Annotated in this window: 22 protein-coding genes and 1 tRNA gene; 12 read left to right on the forward strand and 11 right to left on the reverse strand. The window is 60.4% G+C overall.

Annotation, left to right across the window (positions count from 1 at the left end):
- Positions 1–4: 4 nt before the first annotated feature.
- The gene (locus ACR0J5_RS03120) at positions 5–784 is read left to right on the forward strand and encodes a type III pantothenate kinase (protein ID WP_480650387.1); all 780 of its coding nucleotides are present in this window, start codon (positions 5–7) and stop codon (positions 782–784) included.
- A complete protein-coding gene (locus ACR0J5_RS03125) occupies positions 781–2,448 on the forward strand; it encodes a ribonuclease J (protein ID WP_480650388.1) in 1,668 nt (555 codons plus the stop codon). Before ACR0J5_RS03120 ends, ACR0J5_RS03125 begins: the two co-directional genes overlap by 4 nt.
- A 106-nt stretch (positions 2,449–2,554) precedes the next feature.
- Here ACR0J5_RS03125 and ACR0J5_RS03130 read toward each other — a convergent pair whose 3' ends face one another.
- Both ACR0J5_RS03130 and ACR0J5_RS03135 read right to left on the reverse strand, forming a co-directional pair.
- Positions 2,555–3,253 (reverse strand): NUDIX hydrolase, encoded by a 699-nt coding sequence (locus ACR0J5_RS03130; RefSeq protein ID WP_480650389.1) that lies wholly within the window; start codon positions 3,251–3,253, stop codon positions 2,555–2,557.
- A 25-nt stretch (positions 3,254–3,278) separates the two neighbouring features.
- Positions 3,279–3,677, reverse strand: a complete 399-nt coding sequence (locus ACR0J5_RS03135) for a DUF983 domain-containing protein (protein WP_480650390.1) — start codon at positions 3,675–3,677, stop codon at positions 3,279–3,281.
- Positions 3,678–3,877: 200 nt separating this feature from the next.
- Here ACR0J5_RS03135 and ACR0J5_RS03140 point away from each other — a divergent pair, with 200 nt between their 5' ends.
- From ACR0J5_RS03140 to ACR0J5_RS03155, 4 genes are read left to right on the forward strand one after another with little or no spacing between them, the layout of a single operon-like run.
- On the forward strand, positions 3,878–4,345 hold the full coding sequence (locus ACR0J5_RS03140) for an EF-hand domain-containing protein (protein ID WP_480650391.1): 468 nt from the start codon (positions 3,878–3,880) through the stop codon (positions 4,343–4,345).
- Positions 4,346–4,351: 6 nt separating this feature from the next.
- Entirely contained in the window at positions 4,352–4,963 is a 612-nt protein-coding gene (locus tag ACR0J5_RS03145) for an RNA polymerase sigma factor (protein ID WP_480650392.1), read from the forward strand.
- Entirely contained in the window at positions 4,956–5,306 is a 351-nt protein-coding gene (locus tag ACR0J5_RS03150) for a hypothetical protein (RefSeq protein WP_480650393.1), read from the forward strand. The genes ACR0J5_RS03145 and ACR0J5_RS03150 overlap by 8 nt, the downstream gene beginning before the upstream one ends.
- Positions 5,303–5,776 (forward strand): periplasmic heavy metal sensor, encoded by a 474-nt coding sequence (locus ACR0J5_RS03155; protein ID WP_480650394.1) that lies wholly within the window; start codon positions 5,303–5,305, stop codon positions 5,774–5,776. Before ACR0J5_RS03150 ends, ACR0J5_RS03155 begins: the two co-directional genes overlap by 4 nt.
- 5 nt (positions 5,777–5,781) lie before the next feature.
- Here the strand turns inward: ACR0J5_RS03155 and ACR0J5_RS03160 are convergent, their stop codons facing one another.
- Positions 5,782–7,194, reverse strand: a complete 1,413-nt coding sequence (locus ACR0J5_RS03160; protein WP_480650395.1) for a diguanylate cyclase — start codon at positions 7,192–7,194, stop codon at positions 5,782–5,784.
- Between the two features lie 76 nt (positions 7,195–7,270).
- Between ACR0J5_RS03160 and ACR0J5_RS03165 the strand changes: the two genes are divergently transcribed.
- The 5 genes from ACR0J5_RS03165 to ACR0J5_RS03185 all read left to right on the forward strand — a co-directional run bounded on the left by ACR0J5_RS03165 (position 7,271) and on the right by ACR0J5_RS03185 (position 11,645).
- A complete protein-coding gene (locus ACR0J5_RS03165; RefSeq protein WP_480650396.1) occupies positions 7,271–7,555 on the forward strand; it encodes a DUF3572 domain-containing protein in 285 nt (94 codons plus the stop codon).
- A 27-nt stretch (positions 7,556–7,582) separates the two neighbouring features.
- Positions 7,583–8,275 carry an HAD family hydrolase gene (locus tag ACR0J5_RS03170; RefSeq protein ID WP_480650397.1) on the forward strand — a complete coding sequence of 231 codons (693 nt, stop codon included), beginning with the start codon at positions 7,583–7,585 and terminating at the stop codon, positions 8,273–8,275.
- 119 nt (positions 8,276–8,394) lie between these two features.
- Positions 8,395–9,954: a trimethylamine methyltransferase family protein gene (locus ACR0J5_RS03175; protein ID WP_480650398.1), complete on the forward strand. Its 1,560-nt coding sequence runs from the start codon at positions 8,395–8,397 to the stop codon at positions 9,952–9,954.
- A gap of 108 nt (positions 9,955–10,062) precedes the next feature.
- Entirely contained in the window at positions 10,063–10,650 is a 588-nt protein-coding gene (locus ACR0J5_RS03180) for a heme NO-binding domain-containing protein (RefSeq protein WP_480650399.1), read from the forward strand.
- On the forward strand, positions 10,647–11,645 hold the full coding sequence (locus tag ACR0J5_RS03185) for a GGDEF domain-containing protein (protein WP_480650400.1): 999 nt from the start codon (positions 10,647–10,649) through the stop codon (positions 11,643–11,645). Before ACR0J5_RS03180 ends, ACR0J5_RS03185 begins: the two co-directional genes overlap by 4 nt.
- A gap of 31 nt (positions 11,646–11,676) precedes the next feature.
- Here the strand turns inward: ACR0J5_RS03185 and ACR0J5_RS03190 are convergent, their stop codons facing one another.
- Genes ACR0J5_RS03190 through ACR0J5_RS03225 form a run of 8 tightly spaced genes read right to left on the reverse strand, consistent with a single transcriptional unit; the run spans position 11,677 to position 19,093 of the window.
- Positions 11,677–12,375: a CbiX/SirB N-terminal domain-containing protein gene (locus ACR0J5_RS03190; RefSeq protein ID WP_480650401.1), complete on the reverse strand. Its 699-nt coding sequence runs from the start codon at positions 12,373–12,375 to the stop codon at positions 11,677–11,679.
- 59 nt (positions 12,376–12,434) lie between these two features.
- Positions 12,435–13,367, reverse strand: coding sequence for an AEC family transporter (locus ACR0J5_RS03195; RefSeq protein WP_480650402.1), 933 nt, complete (start codon positions 13,365–13,367; stop codon positions 12,435–12,437).
- A 42-nt stretch (positions 13,368–13,409) separates the two neighbouring features.
- Complete coding sequence (locus tag ACR0J5_RS03200) at positions 13,410–14,207, reverse strand: MBL fold metallo-hydrolase (protein ID WP_480650403.1); 798 nt, start codon at positions 14,205–14,207, stop codon at positions 13,410–13,412.
- Entirely contained in the window at positions 14,204–15,010 is an 807-nt protein-coding gene (locus ACR0J5_RS03205; protein WP_480650404.1) for a TatD family hydrolase, read from the reverse strand. Before ACR0J5_RS03205 ends, ACR0J5_RS03200 begins: the two co-directional genes overlap by 4 nt.
- Positions 15,007–16,125: a DNA polymerase III subunit delta' gene (locus tag ACR0J5_RS03210; RefSeq protein WP_480650405.1), complete on the reverse strand. Its 1,119-nt coding sequence runs from the start codon at positions 16,123–16,125 to the stop codon at positions 15,007–15,009. The genes ACR0J5_RS03205 and ACR0J5_RS03210 overlap by 4 nt, the downstream gene beginning before the upstream one ends.
- A gap of 10 nt (positions 16,126–16,135) precedes the next feature.
- Positions 16,136–16,753, reverse strand: coding sequence for a dTMP kinase (gene tmk, locus ACR0J5_RS03215; protein WP_480650406.1), 618 nt, complete (start codon positions 16,751–16,753; stop codon positions 16,136–16,138).
- Positions 16,750–17,916 carry a D-alanyl-D-alanine carboxypeptidase family protein gene (locus tag ACR0J5_RS03220; protein ID WP_480650407.1) on the reverse strand — a complete coding sequence of 389 codons (1,167 nt, stop codon included), beginning with the start codon at positions 17,914–17,916 and terminating at the stop codon, positions 16,750–16,752. Before ACR0J5_RS03220 ends, tmk begins: the two co-directional genes overlap by 4 nt.
- 16 nt (positions 17,917–17,932) lie before the next feature.
- A complete protein-coding gene (locus tag ACR0J5_RS03225) occupies positions 17,933–19,093 on the reverse strand; it encodes an SPOR domain-containing protein (protein ID WP_480650408.1) in 1,161 nt (386 codons plus the stop codon).
- A 204-nt stretch (positions 19,094–19,297) separates the two neighbouring features.
- Here ACR0J5_RS03225 and ACR0J5_RS03230 point away from each other — a divergent pair.
- Positions 19,298–19,387: transfer RNA gene (locus ACR0J5_RS03230), tRNA-Ser, on the forward strand.
- Positions 19,388–19,452 lie beyond the last annotated feature (65 nt).

The raw sequence follows: 19,452 nt of genomic DNA on the forward strand, positions 1-19,452 counted from the left end.
GCAGATGCTTCTGGCAATTGACTGCGGCAACACCAACACCGTGTTCTCGATCTGGGATGGCGAGAAGTTTCTGTGCACCCTGCGGACCTCGACCCATCATTCGCGCACGGCGGATGCTTATTTCACCTGGTATTCAACGCTGGTGAAACATTACGGGATCGAGGCGGACATTACCGATGTGATCATCGCCTCGACCGTGCCGCGCGTGGTGTTCAACCTGCGTATCTTTGCAGACAGGTTCTTTGGCTGTCGCCCGCTTGTTGTGGGCAAACCCGATTGCCTGTTGCCGGTGCCGCCCCGCGTGGATGAGGGCACTGTTCCCGGCCCGGATCGTCTGGCCAATGCCGTTGCGGCGTTTGACCGGCATGGCGGTGATGTGGTTGTGGTGGATTTCGGCACGGCGACGAATTTCGATGTGGTTGCCTCGGACGGGGCCTATGTGGGGGGCATCATCGCGCCGGGTGTGAACCTCAGCCTTGAGGCGTTGCACCAAGGGGCGGCCGCGTTGCCGCATATCGACATCACCCGGCCGGAAAAAGTAATTGGCACAAATACGGTTGGCTGTATCCAATCCGGCGTGTATTGGGGCTATTCCGGATTGATCGAGGGGCTGATTGCCCGCATCAGGGCGGAATACGGCATGCCGATGAAAGTGGTTGGCACCGGCGGGCTTGCGCCTTTGTTCGATCAGGCGGATGTCGGGTTTGACGTGATCGAAGATGATCTGACGATGCACGGGCTGACCGTGATCCATCGCTATAACAAGGAAAATGGCTCAACATGAGCAGCGAACGACTGATCTATCTGCCGCTGGGCGGCGCCGGTGAAATTGGCATGAATGCCTATGTCTATGGCTATGGCAAGCCGGGGCAGGAGCGTCTGATCCTGGTGGATCTGGGCGTGACTTTCCCCGATATGGACACCACTCCGGGCGTTGATCTGATCTATGCGGATATTTCGTGGCTGCAAGAGCGCGCCGATCAGCTTGAGGCCGTGTTTGTCACTCACGCACATGAGGATCATGTGGGTGCAGTTGCGCATTGCTATGAGGCGTTGGGCGCGCCGATCTATGCGCGGGCGTTCACCGCGAATATCGCCCGCCGCAAGATGGAAGAACACGGCCACTCCGAGGATGCGGTACATACAGCCTCGGCCTGGCCCGAGCAAATCTTGGTCGGCCCGTTCAAGGTCGGGTTCCTGCCGGTGTCCCACTCGATCCCCGAAAGCGCCGCGCTGGTGATCGACACACCCGAAGGGCGGATCGTGCATTCAGGGGATTTCAAGCTGGACACCAACCCGGTGGTGGGTGAGCCCTTTGACCCCGATCTCTGGGCCGAAGTTGCCAAGCCCGGCGTCAAGGCGCTGGTGTGCGACAGTACCAACGTGTTCTCACCCCATGCTGGCCGTTCGGAATCCGAGGTCGGCCCCGAGATCACCAAGCTGGTCGAAAGCGCCGAGGGCATGGTTGTGGCGACAACCTTTGCATCGAACGTGGCGCGCGTGAAAACGCTGGCCGAGGCGGGCGAGCGGGCAGGGCGCTCAGTCGTGCTGCTGGGTCGGGCCATGCGGCGGATGATTGAGGCGGCAACGGAAACCGGCATCCTGTCCGACTTTCCCAAGGTTATTAGCGCCGAAGAAGCCGTGGAGCTGCCGCGCCAGAACCTGATGCTGATCGTGACCGGCAGCCAGGGTGAGCGTCGCGCCGCCAGTGCGCAACTGGCGCGGGGCAAATATCGCGGGATTGAGTTGAAAGAAGGCGATCTGTTCCTGTTTTCCTCCAAAACCATCCCCGGCAACGAACGCGGTGTGATTTTCATCATCAACCAACTCAGCGAAAAGGGCGTGGATGTGGTGGATGACAGCTCGGGCCGCTACCACGTGTCCGGCCACGCGAACCGCCCCGATCTTGAAAAGGTCCACGGTTTGATTAACCCACAGATCGTGATCCCGATGCATGGGGAGCATCGCCATCTGCGCGAGCATGTCAAACTGGCCGAGGCCGGTGGTCGCACCGGCGTTCTGGCGGTGAACGGCACGATGCTGGACCTGACGGGCAATGCGCCGAAAGTGACGGATTACGTTGAGACCGGGCGCACCTATCTCGATGGAACGGTCAAAGTCGGCGCGCTGGACGGGATCGTGCGGGATCGTATCCGCATGGCGCTGAACGGGCACGTGACGGTGACGGTCATTCTGGACGAGGAAAACGAGCCGCTGGGCGAGCCGTGGTGCGATACGATGGGCCTGTCCGAGATCGGCACCTCCAAGGCGGCATTGGTCGAGGTTTTGGAAGAAGACCTGAACCAGTTCCTGATGCGGGCGGATGCCAAGACCCTGCGCGATGATGACAAGCTGGAAGAGGCGATGCGCCGCATCGTGCGTCAGACGGCCCGGGCCGAGATCGGCAAAAAGCCCGAAGTCACAACAGTGATCAGCCGGATGAAGTGACGCCTAAAGCGTTTCGGATTTTACCTGAATCACTCTGTGACACGAATGTCCCGAGAACGCCGCAGGCGTGGCAGGGTATTCGTGTCTCAAGTTAAACCCGAACGCTTTAGTCAGCGTCTGGCATGGGATAGCCTTTGAGCTGGAGGAACAGGCTTTGTTCCTCTTTATGCAGATACATGGGCACTGTTTCCGGCGGTTCGGGGGTTGCGACCCGGGCCGCGACTTCGGCCAGCACCACTTCGGTGATGAACGGCAAGTCCAGATCGCGGGCGCGGTTCAGCGGAACCCATTGCAGATGCGATAGCTCATCCGAGGCGCGGCTGAAGTCGTCCAGATCGCCTTGGATCGCATCCGCATCCACCAGAAAGAACCGCGCGTCAAACCGACGGGGACGACCCGGAGGGGTCACGGCCCGGAACACGAATTGCAGCGCGTCTGCTGCCGGACGGAACCCCATTGACGCGAAACCCTGCCAGTCTTGAGGCGGGGTATCCCAAGTGCCGGGCAGGCCAAGGATCAGGCCGGTCTCTTCCCACAACTCTCGGATCGCGGCTGCGGCCAAGGCGTTTTCCAGCCCCGGTTCCGATCTTTCGCGCAACCGATCCTGACACAGCTGTGGCAGCGCGCTGGCCAGCGGAATGGCTGCGTCCTCGGCGTCGACCGCGCCACCGGGAAAGACGAATTTATTGGGCATGAACGCGGCTTTTGCGCCGCGCTGTCCCATCAGAATCGATGGATTAGTCTGACGGTCCCGTAAAACGATGACCGTCGCTGCGTTTCGTATCGCTGTTTTGTCTTCTGACATAGGTTGGTTGATCCGAATGTGCGGATCAGTCCGCCTTTTCAAAGCCATGCATGCGGCGCGCCCATTGATAGGCGACAACTGCGCCTTTCAATCGCGGCAGCAAAAACAGCGATAGCGCGGTACAGCCGATGGCGAAAATCAGGAACATGGTCATCGGTTCGGGGCGGAACTCGACATAGGTGACGTGCAGGGCCGGGGCCAGCAGGTGACCGACCAGCAAAATGGTCAGATAGGCCGGGCCATCGTCGGCGCGATGGTGGAACAGCTCTTGCCCGCAACTGTCGCAATTGTCACGGACCTTCAGATAGCCCTGCAAAACCTTGCCTTCGCCGCATTTCGGGCAGCGGCAGCGAAACCCTTTGACAAGGGCAGGCCATGTGGGCCGATCATCTTCGGCCGTGGTGTCGATCACTTGATCTGTCATTTTGAAACTCGCGCGTTTGATTGGTGCAGATAATGCGCCGGATTGGGCCTGTAGAAAAGGGGGGTGCGTCGCTTTGTGCCGCGATGCGCAGCAGCAGGGCGCAGAACTTTTTTCAGATTTTTGCGACGGAACGCGCCGCCCGGGCCGTTTTAAGATTTGTAAGACGCGGCGATGGGGCCGCTAAGCAAAGGAAAATCAACATGAAAAGCGCCAAATTCATTCCTGCCATCGTGATCTCGGCTGTTGCAATCACCGGAACCTCCGCTCTGGCTGCCGGGCCGAAAGATCGCGAACCTGTGAGCTTTCAGGAACTGGACGCAAATGCTGACGGTCAGGTGACGCAAGAGGAAATGGAAGCACATCGCAATCAGCGTTTCACCCAAGCCGATACCGATGGTGATGGCCAGTTGAGCGTCGACGAGATGCAGGCCGCCGCGCAGCAAAAAGCCAATGAGCGTGTGACGAAGATGTTCGAAAAACACGACGCCAACGAAGACGGTTTTCTGAGCGAAGACGAGTTGCCCAAACCCCGCCGCGCTGGCAAGATGTTTGACCGTATCGACGCGGATAACAACGGGACGATCTCAGAGCAGGAATATGCAGATGCCAAGGACCGGATGGGCCGCAAGCACAAGAAGCACAAAAAGTCGGACTCTGACGACAGCTGATGAAGGATGGAGGATCTGACCTCCCCCCTGCAAGAGGCCCGCGGCGTGTGCAACGTCGCGGGCGCGTCTGATGACGCGCTGCTGGGTCAGTTTGCCGAGGGCGATGCCGCCGCGGCGCGGGAATTGACCGAGCGGCTTGCACCCAGATGCCTGTCGGTGGCCATGCGGATGCTTGGCAACCGGGCCGAGGCCGAGGATGTGACGCAGGACGCGATGATGCGGCTGTGGCAGATGGCGCCGAACTGGGTGCCGGGGCAGGCCAAGGTGTCGACATGGCTGTATCGAGTGACGCTGAACCTGTGTGTGGACATTCAGCGCAAGAAACGGCCGGGTTGTCTGGATGATGTGCCTGAGCCCGAAGATGATCAGCTGAGCGCGGCGGATCGTTTACAAGAGGCCGCCAGACGGGATGCTTTGCAGGATGCGTTGGCGCAGTTGCCGGATCGCCAGAGACAGGCGGTCATATTGCGGCATATCGAGGAATTGCCCAACCCCGAGATCGCGGGGATTATGGGAGTTTCGACCGAAGCGGTGGAAAGCCTGACCGCACGTGGCAAACGGGCCCTGGCCGCCATTCTGGCCGGACGGCAACAAGAACTGGGGTATGACGATGGCTGAGAATGAAATGGACCTGGATCAGTTGTTTGCCCAGGCGCGGCAAGCCAGACCCGAGCTGCCGGATGATCTGGCAGTGCGCATTCAGACGGATGCCGAATCCGTGCGCTTGGATCGTTTGAAACCCCCGGCGCCGCAACGGTCGGTTTGGGGGCGGTTTTTGGACGGGCTTGGAGGCTGGCAGAGCATGGGTGGACTTGTTGCAGCCAGCGCAGCGGGGGTTTGGATTGGCTTTTCGGCTCCTGCCTTTTTGCCGGACCCGGCGACGATCTTTTATCCGCAGGACATCAGCTTTGTGACCGCTGATCTGGGTTTGGACACAACTTTTCTGGAGGACGCCGAATGAGCGATAGCACCAAACCCAAACGGCGGTGGGTGACGGTCTTGCTGGCCGTGTCGCTGGCGCTGAACCTGCTGATTGTTGGCGTTGCTCTGGGCACGGCCTATCGGGTCAAAGGGGGCGATCACGGTAAAGCCCCGCCCGGATTTGGCTCGGCGCTTTATAAGGCACTGCCGAAAGAGGACCGCAAGGCGCTGCGCAGTGAACTGTCAGACAGGCATGTCAGAGGCGCAAAAATGAGGTCGCAGGACTTTGCCGCGCTTGAGGCCGCCCTGCGGGCCGAACCGTTTGATCCCTTAGTGGTTGAGGCTTTGTTGCAGCAGCAGGCGCAATCCATGGCCGAGCTGCAAAACGCCTTGCAGGACGAATGGCTGGAGCGGATCACCGCCATGTCAGATGCTGAGCGTCAGACCTATGCGGACCGGCTGCAAGAGGTGGTCAACCGCAGGAAACACGGGCGCAAGCACAAGGACTGACCGTCTCAGGCGGCGATCTGCTGTGCCCGGACCTGATTGCGCCCTGCTAATTTTGCGGCATAAAGCGCGCTATCGGCCGATTTGATTAATCTTTCCATCTGAGAAGGCTGGTAGGATCGCGCCGATGTGCCGGGGGTGATTGCGATTAACCCGATGCTGATCGTAATAGGGATCGTGTCGGTTGCGTCGGGCAGGTTAAATGGCTGCTCTCCAATGCAATCGCATAGGTTACGCGCCATTTTCAGAGCGTCGGCCTGTGTGGCTTCGGGCAAGCCGATCATGAACTCCTCACCTCCGATCCGGGCCACGAATCCTGCAGGCCCCAAGGCGGTTTTCATGCGCATGGCGGCCTCGGTCAGGACGCGGTCTCCGCCCATATGCCCAAAGGTATCGTTGATCGATTTGAAATGATCCAGATCAGCCAACATGATCGCAAAGCCTTTGCCGTTGCCTCTGGACTGCTGTGCAATGTGGTCAATCGCCCGCATGGCATAGCGGCGATTGTGCAACCCGGTCAAAGGGTCGACCCAAGAGTCGACCAACCCGCGCCGCAGCGAGGCGCGTAGCTGATCCTTTTGATTTTTCTGGGCAATCTGGCCTTTCAGCCGCAAAACAACCTCATCCGCGCAGAACCCGTCCAGGCAGACGGCATCAGCACCGCGATCCAGCGCCTCGGAAGCGGCCGCGGCGTTCTTGTCGGACAGTATTCCGATCAGGGCCGTGTGCCGTGTTGTGCTGCGGGATTTCAGGTCAGCCAGCATATTGAGGCTTGCCGCCCCGGCGTTGATTTCGAATACGATTGCGTCCGGCACTGGTCCAGACAGAATGTCCTGCAGGTTTGTCGCTGTGTGTACGATCAATTTATGCTCGGTCGTTTTGGTCATGGCGTTTTGCCAAAGCGCTCCGATGCGCGGCGTACTTGTCAGGACAGCCACACGCGCGGGTTTCGGCGGTGATATGGGGGCGGCACCATGTTCTGCAAAGCCGATGGGATGAGAACTGTTGCCAATGTGCAAATCCTGAGTCTCGGCGCGGGCACGCAGCAGGCTGCGCACGCGCGCCAACAGGAAGGTATCTTTGAAAGGATGCTCCAGAACGTCATCCAACCCGTCTGACAAGGCTTTCAACCGGGCGGCTTTGTCATTTTGCGCGGCAATCGCGACAACAGGCACCCCGGCCAGATCGGGGTTGGCCTGAACCAGCCTTTTGACATCCGCAGCCGTGCCGTCTGGCAGGCTTTGAGATGTCAGCACCAGATCAGGCTTGGACCGCCGCAACAAACCGGCAAGACCATGTAGGCGCTCGCCTTGCACCACGTGGTACCAGGCGGCCGTTAACTGGACCTTCAGCATAATGCGATTGGTAGAAGTCCCGTCCAGGACAAGGATCGTTCCCTGTACCGACATATCAGTCACCATTGATTGCATGCGTTGCCAAAGTGTTTATGAGTCTGGTTAACAAACCCTTTCCAAGACCTGATTTAGGGGCTTCTTTATGGCGCTCTCTGCCCAATCTGCCGAAACCCTGGCGCTGAAGGTGCTAAGCTGGCTGGTCGGTAACGATGAATTACTGCCTGTTTTTCTGGGGTCTACGGGCGCATCTGCCAGTGACCTGCGGGATCGGGCGGCTGAGCCCGAATTTCTGGGCTCGGTGCTGGAGTTTCTCATGATGGACGATTCGTGGGTGATTTCATTTTGCGATGCGAATGCTGTCGCTTACGACTTGCCGGGGCAGGCCCGCGCGGTGTTATCTGGCGGTGCCGACATCCACTGGACCTGAGCCGCCTTTCTTTATCAGGAGCACTTTATGCCCATCGACGCGATCCTGTTCGACAAGGACGGAACCTTATTTGATTTTGCCAATACCTGGGGCGCTTTTGGCCGCAACATGGTGTTGCGGTTGGCCGACGGTGATCCCGCGCGTGCAGCTGAGCTGGGACAGATCATCGGCTTCGATCTGGAGAGCGTGAGCTATTCTGCAGACAGCGTGGTCGTTGCGGGCACGGTCGAAGAAATCGCCGAGGCTCTGGCCCCGCATCTGCCGCATATGACGCAGGATGCGCTGGTCGGTGTGATGAACACCGAATCAGCCGCCGCGCCGCAGGCGCAGGCGGTGCCTTTGGTGCCGTTTCTGGAGGGGTTGCGGCAGACCGGGCTCAAGCTGGGTGTGGCGACGAATGATGGCGAAATGCCCGCGTTGCAGCATTTGGAGTCGGTCGGTATCCGGGATCATTTCGATTTTATTGCCGGGTATGACAGCGGGCATGGGTACAAGCCGGGTCCGGGCCAGCTGCTGGCCTTTGCATCCCATGTGGACGTATCGCCCGAGCGGATCGCTATGGTGGGTGACAGCTTGCATGATTTGCAGGCCGGGCGTGCCGCCGGTATGGCGACAATTGGTGTTTTGACGGGGATGGCCTCGGCCGAAGTGCTGGCGCCCATGGCCGATGTTGTGTTGCCGGATATTGGGCATATTCCCGGCTGGTTGGCAAAAAACTGACCGGATAAAGATAATTTTCGGCGCTTTGCGTTTGAAAACCGACATTTTCGGTCGCAGACAGAGCGGCCACGGCCGGACTTCGGGGCTTGCATGGGGATATGTAAGTGCCGGAGGACCACATGGCTGACAGAACATCACGCAGACGTCGCAGCGGAGGACGGGCCGGCGCGGCCGAGCGTCGAGGCACCGCAGTGATCGATCAGATGCCATGGAACCCTCCGGTCAATATCGACCGCCCGACCGAGCCGCTGGATCAGGCGGGGATCGAGGCGATTCACGAAGGGGCCATGCGCATCCTCGAAGAGATCGGGATCGAGTTCTACAACGAAGAGGCCATCGGTATCTTGCGCGAGGCCGGGTGCACGATTGATGGCGACAATGTTCGGATGGGCCGTGATTTCGTTATGGAAATGGTGGGTAAGGCCCCGTCCAGCTTCACCATCACGCCGCGCAACCCGGATCGAAAGATCGAAATCGGTGGACGCAACATCTTGTTCGGAAACGTGTCTTCGCCTCCGAACTATTGGGACCTGGAAACCGGCACCAAGGTGCCCGGCAATCGTGAGATGTGCCGGAACCTTTTGAAGCTGACCCAGTATTTCAACTGCATTCACTTTGCCGGGGGCTATCCGGTTGAGCCGGTCGATCTCCATGCCAGCATCCGCCATCTGGATGTTCTGTATGACAAGTTGACGCTGACGGATAAGGCGATGCATGCCTATTCGCTGGGCAAAGAGCGTGTCGAAGACGTGATGGAGATGGTGCGCATCGCCGGTGGTCTGAGTCACGAAGAGTTCGAGGCCACGCCGCGGATGTATACCAACATCAACTCCACCTCGCCGCTAAAGCATGACCATCCGATGATTGATGGATGTTTGCGTTTGGCGCGACGGGGACAGGCGATTGTGGTCACGCCCTTCACGCTGGCCGGGGCCATGGCGCCTGTGACAATGGCCGGGGCGGTGGCGCAATCGCTGGCCGAGGCGCTGTGCGCGATTGCCCTGTTCCAATATGTGCGTCCGGGCATCCCTTGCGTGATCGGGACATTCACCTCGAACGTCGACATGAAATCCGGCGCGCCTGCCTTTGGAACGCCCGAATACATGCGTTCAACCCAGATGACCGGGCAGATGGCGCGGTATTACGGCCTGCCCATGCGGTCTTCGGGCGTGTGCGCGGCGAATGTCCCTGACGGGCAGTCGGTGTGGGAGACATCGAACTCGCTCTGGGCTGCTGTTCAGTCTGGCACCAATGTGGTTTACCACGCCGCCGGATGGCTTGAGGGCGGGCTGATCGCCAGCCCCGAGAAATTCATCATGGATTGTGAAATATTGCAGCAAATCCAACGCTATATGCAGCCGGAAATTACTGCGACGGGGGAGGATGAAATTGCGCTGGAAGCCATTCGCGCGGTTGGAAATGACGGCCATTTCTTTGGCATTCAGCACACGCAGGACAGGTACACCACTGCCTTCTATCAGCCCTTCCTCAGCGATTGGAGGAACTATGAGGGTTGGAACGTTGCGGGCGGTATCTGGACGCCGCAACGTGCGCATCACATGTTCAAGGAAATCATCACCAGTTTTGAACCGCCCGCTATGGATGATGGGATTCGCGAGGAACTCGCCGATTTTGTCGCCAGACGTAAGGCCGAAGGGGGCGCTCCGACGGATTTCTAAGGCGTCGAAGCCGTCTTTTGGGCATGTCGGCCTTTGGCCCGGACGATCTTGGCGTTTTGTTAAGGATTGTCGGGCCAGATTAGGCGTGAAACCAATCTGGGGCATCCTATGCATGGTCTGATCAATCGGGCTCTACAGTCATTTGTATGCGCGACCTATGGGCAATCGTGCTGGCTGCGTGTGACTGAGGCGGCAGATTTGGGCTTTGTCGAGTTCGAGGCCATGTTGGTTTATGACGACGATCTAACCGGGCAGGTCATGGACGCACTGTGCACGCATCTGAACCGGCCCCGTGCTGAAATCCTCGAAGACTTGGGGACTTATCTGGTCTCACACCCGAATATGGAGGATTTGCGCCGCCTGCTGCGCTTTGGCGGTGTGACCTATGTTGAGTTTTTGCATTCCCTCGATGACTTGTCCGACCGTGTCCGCCTGGCGGTGTCGGATCTGACACTGCCGATGCTTGAGCTGCTGGAGGTCAGGCCGACGGAATACCAGTTGCTCTGCCATCCCGGCCTGCCGGGCTATTCCATTGTAATGGTTGGGGTTTTGCGCGCCATGGCGGATGACTACGGCGCTTTGGCCATCCTGTCCCATGACGGGCAAGAGGGGGAGGCCGAAGTGATCTCGGTCGTTCTTGTGGAAAGCGCCTTTGCCGAAGGGCGCCATTTCGATCTGGGGGCACGGAAATCATGATGGAAACCTGCGAACTGGCAGCTTTGCTGGATACGCTGTGCCCGATGTATGTTCTGGTCGATGAAAGCGGGCAGATCACACGGGTGGGGCCGACCCTGCAAAAACTGCGCCCCGACCAGCCACTGGCGGGCCAAAAGTTCCTGAATGTATTCGAACTGGTTCGTCCCCGCGCGGTAACGACGCTTTCGGCGCTGTCATCTCTGGCAGGGGCGAAACTGCACCTGAAATTTCGGGATACACCGCGTACCGCGCTCAAGGGGCTGATTGCGCCTTTGCCCAATGGAAGGGGGGCGGTTATCAACCTGTCTTTCGGTATCTCGATCCTGGATGCGGTGCGCGATTACGCCCTGACCAGTGCCGATTTCTCGGGCACCGACCTCGCGATTGAGCTTTTGTATCTGGTCGAGGCCAAATCCGCCGCGATGGAGGCGTCGCGTTCGTTGAACCTGCGGTTGCAGGGGGCGATGCTGGCGGCCGAGGAACAAGCGGTTACCGATACACTGACCGGGCTCAAGAACCGGCGGGCAATGGATGTTTTGCTGGGGCATCTTGTGGCGGGCAATGCGCCCTTTGCGCTGATGCATATGGATTTGGATTTTTTCAAATCGGTCAACGATCAATATGGGCATGCGGCAGGGGATTACGTGTTGCAGCAGGCGGCGCGCATCATGGTCGAAGAAACGCGCAGCGATGATACCGTTGCGCGTGTCGGCGGGGATGAGTTTGTCATTATCTTCAAGGGATTATCCGACAAGAACGTGCTGTCGGCAATCGCGTCGCGCCTGATCAAACGGCTTCAGATACCCATGGTGTACAAGGGGCAGACCTGCCAGATTTCTGCAAGCATCGGCTCGGCGTTGTCTCCTCAGTTTCCATCCCTGAAACCCGCCGAAATCCTTAACGCGTCCGATCAGGCGTTGTATGAGGCCAAACGGGCAGGCAGGTCGCGCCATTGCCTCTATTCGGACCTGATCGGGAAACAACACAGCGCGTGACGGCATGGCGCCACGCGTGTCCTGCTGAGTGTCAGGCCCCCTCGAACACGCGCGAGAGGGTGTTGGCAATGTGATGACGGGTTCGGGTCAGCTCACCCACAACTGGCAGGGCCTGTCCTTTGAATGCGGCGGCCTTCAGCTCTTGAGGGACGTCCTCAAGCACATGGCCGCCAGTGCATGCAAAGAAGGGCAGGCACAGGGATTGGGCAGACAGGTCTGCGGCGGCCTCGGCAATGGAAGGGGTTTCCTCGACAAAACCGGGGCGGATGGAGCGGAACGGCAGATGCTGGGCGATGGCTTCGGCGAACTGATACACGACCGTCGACGGGTTGCGGCTGCGCCCGGAACCGTGGGCCGCCAGAACCAGATCAGTATCTTGCGCCTGCCAGTTCTTCTGCGCCAACTCGTCGCTCAGGGCGGCTGAAACCAGGTCCGGAAGGTCGGGATCAACGCCCAGAGGATCCAGAATCCGCAGCTCTCTGCCCGCCAGCCGTTTTGGCAGGGCGCTGGTCACGAACCATCCCTTGGCCATGAACAGCGGGTAAATGACGGCGTCATCCGGCAGTTCGGACACGCGGTGTTCGAACATGCCCGGCGCGGCCAGAGTCGCCGATCTGACGGTCACACCATTGCACAGTTTGTCCACCTCATCCGCATAGGCGGCCAGCGATTGCTCGGCGGGCGCGGGGGCTGAGGGTTGGCCGTGGGCAACGATAAGGGCGTGGGGCATTCTGTTGGTCCTGTCTGCTTTCCCGATAGGTGTTGTTCAGACGGGCAAAGTCAATCCAATCAGCCCAAAACTGTCAGCCAGAACCACACGGACAGGATCGACACAGCCGTTCCCACCAGCACGGATGAGGCTGCGACCCGTTTGGCGTGACCATACATGTTGGCAAAGATATAGGCATTGAACCCGGGCGCCATCGCAGCCGTCAGAATGCCCGAGCGAAACAGGTCCTGTGGCAGGCCCGCCGTTGTGCCGAACAGCCACACAAGGCCCGGATGCAGCATTAGCGCGATGGCGCAGACAAAGGCAATTGCGCGCAGGTCGCCTTCGGGCTTGTATTTGACCAGCACCCCGCCCAATGCAAACAGCGCGCCGGGCAGGGCCGCGCGTGTGATCAGCGCCAGGGCGTCGTCGACGACATTGGGTACTCCGACCCCCGACAGGTTGACCGCAAAGCCCAGTGCGATGCCAAGGATCAGCGCATTTCGAAACATCGCCGACAGAACCGAGCGTAGCATCCGCGCGCCGCCATTGCCGCGATTGCGCACAACCTCCATCACGGTGATACCGACGCCATAGCAAAACGGGGCGTGGAAGGCGATGATGGCATAATTGCCCGCCAAACTCTCGGGGCCATAGGCGCGTTCCGTGATCGGCAGGCCCAGCAGGACCGAGTTTGAGAACAGGCAGCAGAAGCCGATGGCGACGCAATCTTCCCATTCGCGACCAAAGATCAAACGGGCACCGAACAGACCCGCGGTGAAACACAGGCCCGCCGCGATGTAGAAACTGGCCAGCAGACGCGGATCAAAGCTGGCGCTCAGGTCCAGATGCGCGATGGCCATAAACAGCAGGCAGGGGATGGCAAAGCCTTGGGTGAATTTCATCAGCCCATCGATATGGGCCTCTTTGAAATACCCCAGCGCCGTGGCTGTGTATCCGGCTCCGATGACCAGAAAGACCGGCAGGATGACATCAATCAGGCTCTGCAGCATCTAGCCACCCCTGGGGGATATGAAGGGCAGCACGCGCAGAGGTTACAGTGCCTGATGGATCACCAGACCATCATAGGCTGGGGTGACATGTTCAGGGGTCTCTGCCTCAACCGTGGCATAGTCCAGATCGATATGCATGTTGGTCAGAACAGCACGTTTGGGCTGCAGCTGATCGATCCAGCCCAGCGTCTTTTCCAGATGCGAATGGGTGGGGTGGGGCGTTCGGCGCAGGGCGTCGATGACAAGGCAATCCAACCCCTCCAATAGCGGCCATGCGTCGTCGTAAATCTCGGCAACATCGGGAAGATAGACCAACTTGCCGATCCGGAACCCAAGTGCGTCGATCGTGCCGTGGTTCACCTTGATAGGATGCAAAGGGATCGCGCCTCCAGGGCCGTCGATTTCAAACGGGCCGTCAATGGTCTTGAGGTCCAGGATCGGCGGGTAAGGAGAGCTGTCGGGCTGGATGAACGCGTATCCGAACCGACCCAGCAGATCGTTCTGCGTGTCTCCGTCGGCCCAGACAGGAACGCGGGTTTTCATGTTGAACACGATCATGCGCAGGTCGTCGATGCCGTGCACATGGTCCGCGTGGGAATGGGTATAGACCACCCCGTCCAGCCGCCCGGTGCCCGTACTCAGCAACTGGCTGCGCATGTCGGGGGTGGTGTCGATCAGGACCGAGGTTGTGCCGTCCGGCCCGTCGCGTTCCACCAGCATGGAGCAACGGCGGCGGATGTTTCGGGGGTTTTCGGGATCACAATCGCCCCAATGCCCGCCCAGCCGCGGAACGCCGCCAGAGGACCCGCAGCCAAGGATGGAGCAGCGCAGCTGGGTCATGCAGCTGCCTTGTAGGTCGCGGCCTTGGTGAAAAGCCGGTCGAAATTGGCCTGCGTCTGGGCGGCGAAATCGGCGTAGTCCATGCCAAAGACCTCGGCCCCTTTGCGGGCGGTGTGGGCGGTATAGGCGGGTTCGTTCCGTTTGCCGCGATAGGGCGGCGGGGCCAGATAGGGGGCGTCGGTTTCCACCAGAACGCGGTCAACGGGCGCGGTGGCGAAGATGTCGCGCAGCTCCTGGCTTTTGGGGAAGGCGGCGATGCCGGACATCGACAGGTAAAAGCCCAAATCCAACGCAGCCTTGGCCAGCGCAGCCGAAGATGAAAAGCAGTGCATCACGCAGGAATAGGGTGCGTTGCGGTGTTCCTCGGCCAGAATGCGGGCCATGTCGTCATCGGCGGCGCGGGCATGGATGATCAGGGGCAGACCCGTGCGCTGGGCGGCCTCGATATGGATGCGCAGGGATTGCTTTTGAACCTCGGCGCTGTCGGCGGTGTAGTGATAGTCCAGCCCGGTTTCGCCGATGCCCACGAATTTGGGGTGTTGGGACAGCGCCACCAGCCCGTCAACGCTGGCCATCGGTTCATCCGCCGCGCTCATGGGATGCGTTCCGGCGGCGTAGAAGACGGGTGCGTGGGCCTCGGCAATGGCGCGGACGCTGGGTTCGTTGCGCAGGCGCGTGCAGATCGTGACCATGCGGGTGACGCCCGCCTCAGCCGCGTTGGCGACGATCTGGTCCAGTTGGCCTTCGAAATCGGGGAAGTCCAGATGGCAATGGCTGTCGGTAATCTGGGGGGTATCGCTCATCTGCTCTGACCGGCGGTTTCCTGTATCTTGAACACCGTATCTAGGACCAGAGCGGCAGGGTCAAGGTTCACCGCCTGACCATGGCGTGCGCGGGCTGTGATTGTCGCCGCAACCTCGGCCCACCGGCGCGCTTGTTGCGGGGACGCGGACAGGCGGGCCAGCGTTTCCGCCTCATGCGGGGCGGCCTCGGGCGCGGGGGGGGTGCCGGTTGCGCCGGTCAGGGCCAGACGCGACAGGGCCACGTCGATTAGGGTCAGCAGCAGTTCAAACCGCTCAGCCGCGCCGCGTTGCGCGGCGGCTTCGGCCAGTGCAAGTGCGCGCTGACGGTCCATCCGGGGCAGGGTGCCCAGAATAGCGATCAGTTCCGCGTAAATCTCTAGCCCGCCCAGATTGATCAGCCGCACCGCATCGCCCACGGACCCGGCGGCCAAAGCGGCCAGATGATCGGTTTGCGCTGGCATTTCGGCCCCGGTTTGGGACAGGGCGGCCTGCATATCCTCGGGCCCCAGCGGCGACAGCCGCAGGGTTCGGCAGCGCGAGCGGATCGTCGGCAACAGGCGCGATGGCTGATGCGAGACCAGCAGCAAAGTCGTGCGGGCAGGCGGCTCTTCGAGCATTTTCAGCAGGGCGTTGGCCGCGCTCACGTTCATTTCATCTGCCGAGTCGACGATGACCACACGTCGCCCGCCATCCGCCGAGGACAGGCCGAAGAACTTGCCCAGCTTGCGGATGTCATCCACCACGATCTCATTCCGCAGCCGTCCCTGATCGTTCACCGAGCGGGTGATGGCGGCCAGCCCCGGCTCGGCCCCGGCGAGAATGCGGTGGGCGACCGGGTGGTCGGGGTCAATCGCCAGTGTTTCGGGGGGCGGTGGGGCACCGAACAGCCCATCCTCAGCCGGAGGTGTCGCCAGCAGGAACCGGGCGATCCGCCAGGCCAGCGTTGCCTTGCCCACCCCGCGCGGGCCGGTCAGAAGCCAGCCGTGATGCAGCCGGTCCGAGGTATAGGCGCCAAGGAACGCCTGCTCGGCCTCGGTCTGGCCAAACAGCTGTTGGGTTTCACGCGGGTGCGGGGCTCCGGGGGCCTGATCCGGGGTAGGGGTGTCGTCGCTCATCTATCGTCTGTCACAAGGATTGCAGAACGATATCTGTCACATCCTGTGCAACGCTGTCCATGTCCCGATTGCCATCGATCACGCGGAACCGGCCCGGGAATTCGTCCGCCAGCGCCAGAAAACCCGCGCGCATCTTTTCCTGAAGGTCGATGCCGAAATCTTCGAACCGTTCTTCGGTGCCCTGTCGGCCTTTGGCGCGGGCCAGCCCGAGCTTGGGGTCCATGTCGATCAGCACCGTCAGATCAGGTTCGCGTCCGATCATCAACTCGTGCAACTGATCGACCACCCCGCGCAGATTGCCGCGTGACAGGCCCTGATACATGCGGGTGCTGTCGGCAAAACGGTCACAGATCACCACCTTGCCCGCGGCCAAGGCGGGTTCAATCGTGCGCTCCAGATGATCGCGGCGGGCGGCGGTGAACAGCAAGAGCTCGGTCTCGGCCGACCAGCGATCCGGGTCGCCCTCAAGAACCAGACGGCGGATTTCTTCTGCCCCGGCAGATCCGCCGGGCTCGCGGGTCAGAACAACCTCGTGGCCCAGATCACGCAAATGGTCCGCAAGCCTGCGTGCCTGCGAGGATTTGCCTGATCCGTCAATGCCTTCGAAGGTCAGAAACACTCCGGTCACAAGGCGTCCAGCGGATTGCCGATCACGTCGGTCAGGACGATACCGCCCACGGTCATCATGCGCACGACAAAGCCGCCGGCGGGCACGCTTTCCGCGGCGACCAGAGGGCGGCGGATTTCGGGCAAACCCTCGGGCTTGATTACCAGTTCGGCCAGTTGCTGGCCTTTTTCGACCGGCGCATTGATGGGGCCATCATACACAACCTCGGCCTCGACATTCTTGTCACCAAGAACCGGGAACAGCAGCGACAGATCCTCTTGGGGAACAAGGTCCACGGTCTTTTGTGCGCCCATCCAGATTTTGGCCTGCGCTATTGGCGTGTCCGCGTTGGCAACTGTCCTCTCGACAAAATTTCGAAACGACCAGTTAACCACGGCCTCAGCCTCCTCTGCGCGCTGGCCGGTGCTGTCCAGCCCGGTCAGAACGAAGATCACCCGGCGGTCGCCCTGTTTGGCGGATCCGACCAGACCATAGCCTGCCTCTTGCGTGTGGCCGGTTTTCAGACCGTCCGCCCCGATCCCAAGCCGCAGCAACGGGTTGCGGTTGCGTTTGTTTGACGGCGCGCGGCCATCAAACTCGAACTCTTCCTCGGCAAACAGAGGATAATATTCCGGGAAATCCGAAATCAGACGGTCTGCCAGCACGGCCAGATCATGGACCGACATCATATGGCCTGCGGCGGGCCAACCGTTGGAGTTGGCAAAGTTTGAAGCGTTCATGCCCAATTGCTTGGCGCGTTGGGTCATGTAGCGGGCAAACCCGGCCTCGGTTCCATCCGGGCTGAGCGCCTCGGCGATCACCACGCAGGCGTCATTGCCTGATAGAACGATAATGCCGCGCAGCAGATCCTCGACCGAGACACGATCCTGTGTGTTCAGGAACATGGTCGATCCGCCATAGCTCATCGCATGTTCGGACACGGGCAGGGTTTCATTCAGTGTCAGACGGCCATCGCGCAGCGCCTCAAACGCTACATAGAGCGTCATCAGTTTTGACATCGATGCGGGTGGAAGGGGCTGGTCTGCATCTTTCGATAACAGAACGGTTCCTGTTGTCTGATCGATCACATAGGCCGCGCGGGCCTGCGTATCAAAGGCGTGAACGGGAAGGGCAAACAGCGCCAGCCCGAGGGTCAAAACAGATGATCGCAATGAGGACAGCATGGCGGCCTCCTTTGTTTCAGTTTTTGACAGTGAACGCGTCGCTAAAGCCCAGGTCTTTGACGTCGCTCTGGATGGCGTTGCGTTCGGCGCGGGTTTGGGCCGGGCCGACAAGCACGCGCCAGACTGTTTTATCGTCGGTCTTCAACTCACGAATGCTGGCGGAAAGTCCGTTGCGTTCAATCTTTGAGACCGCGCTTTGGGCGTTGGCTTCGACGTTGAAGGTGCCCACTTGCACAAAGGGTTTGGTCAGCCCGCGCTGCGCCGTCCCTTCGGTGGCCGCAGCCGTGGCCGCGACCGGAGTGGGTTCCGCTGCTTCAATAGCCGCCGCGGCCCCTTCGATGGGATCGAGGGGTGTTTCCGTGATCGCGTCGGGTTCTTTCTTTTGCCACCATTTGCGTTTCGCTGGCTTTTCTTCGGGTGGGGTGACTTCGGGGTCGGTCAGCGTGGGGGCTGGCGCCGCCTGAGCCGCCGTTTCCGTCACCTCTTCGACCGCCTCAGCTGCGGTGTCAGTTGCGGCGGCTGTGGCTGCAGTAGCAGCGCCCGCTGCAGCAGCGGTTTCCTTCTTTTGCCACCATTTCCGCTTGGCGGGTTGTTCGGTCTCTGCTGTGTCTGCCGGGGCATCGGCCTGCTGCGCAGTATCTGCCGGTTTTTCCTCGGCCACCTCGGTCTGCGGTGTTTCTTCGGGCTCGGGCGCTGTCTCTTCAACCGGTTTACGTCGCAGGGCCGTGACCTGAACCTGTGTCGGCGCACCGGGCAGGATACCCAGCTTTTCAGCTGCCTCTGACGAAAGCTGCAGCGCAGGTCCGGGCAGATCCCGTTCGCGACGGAACAAGGCGCCCGTCGTGGATTTGTTGTTTTTGGGGTTCTTGATCACCACACGCTCGGGCTTGGTGACGTCCGGATGGGCGACCCATGTCCCGCCCAGCGAGGGGCGACCGTCCCAAAGGCCAGCCTCAACCGTGTTGAAGGCTTCTGGTGCCTCAACGGTTTCACCCTTGTCGCTGTTGTAGCCGGGGAACAGTTCAATGGGTTCGTTGGCCTGCGCGGCAATATCCGCGCCGTCCGTGGTTGCCTGATCTGTCGACAGGGCCTCTTCACATCCGGACAGCGCTGCCAATGCAACGAACAGCACCGCTAATGATCGCGGGTTTGCGCGTGTCTCAGTCGCTCGTTTCATTTCGTCATCCCTTGCCTGAAGGGGGGTGCGTTTTACCTTGCCCCCGCCGCCAATCGCCGGTTCTGTTTTGCCGGTCTATTGCGGTCCTCGTGGAAACAATAACGCGAGCGAAGTGTCATGGAAAGACCGCTGCGCCTGCTTAGGCGAGATTTCCCTATTTGCTCTTGCCACCGTTTCAACTTGGCCTTAGACCCGGCCCCACGCGGGGAGGTGGCAGAGTGGTCGAATGCGGCGGTCTTGAAAACCGTTGGGCGTGAGAGCGTCCCCAGGGTTCGAATCCCTGTCTCCCCGCCACTTCATGAAATTACCGCTCCCGTGCCAGTTTGGCCTTGCTTGCAACGCCCAACAGATGGCGGTCA

Source organism: Ruegeria sp. BE1 (genome assembly GCF_056538885.1).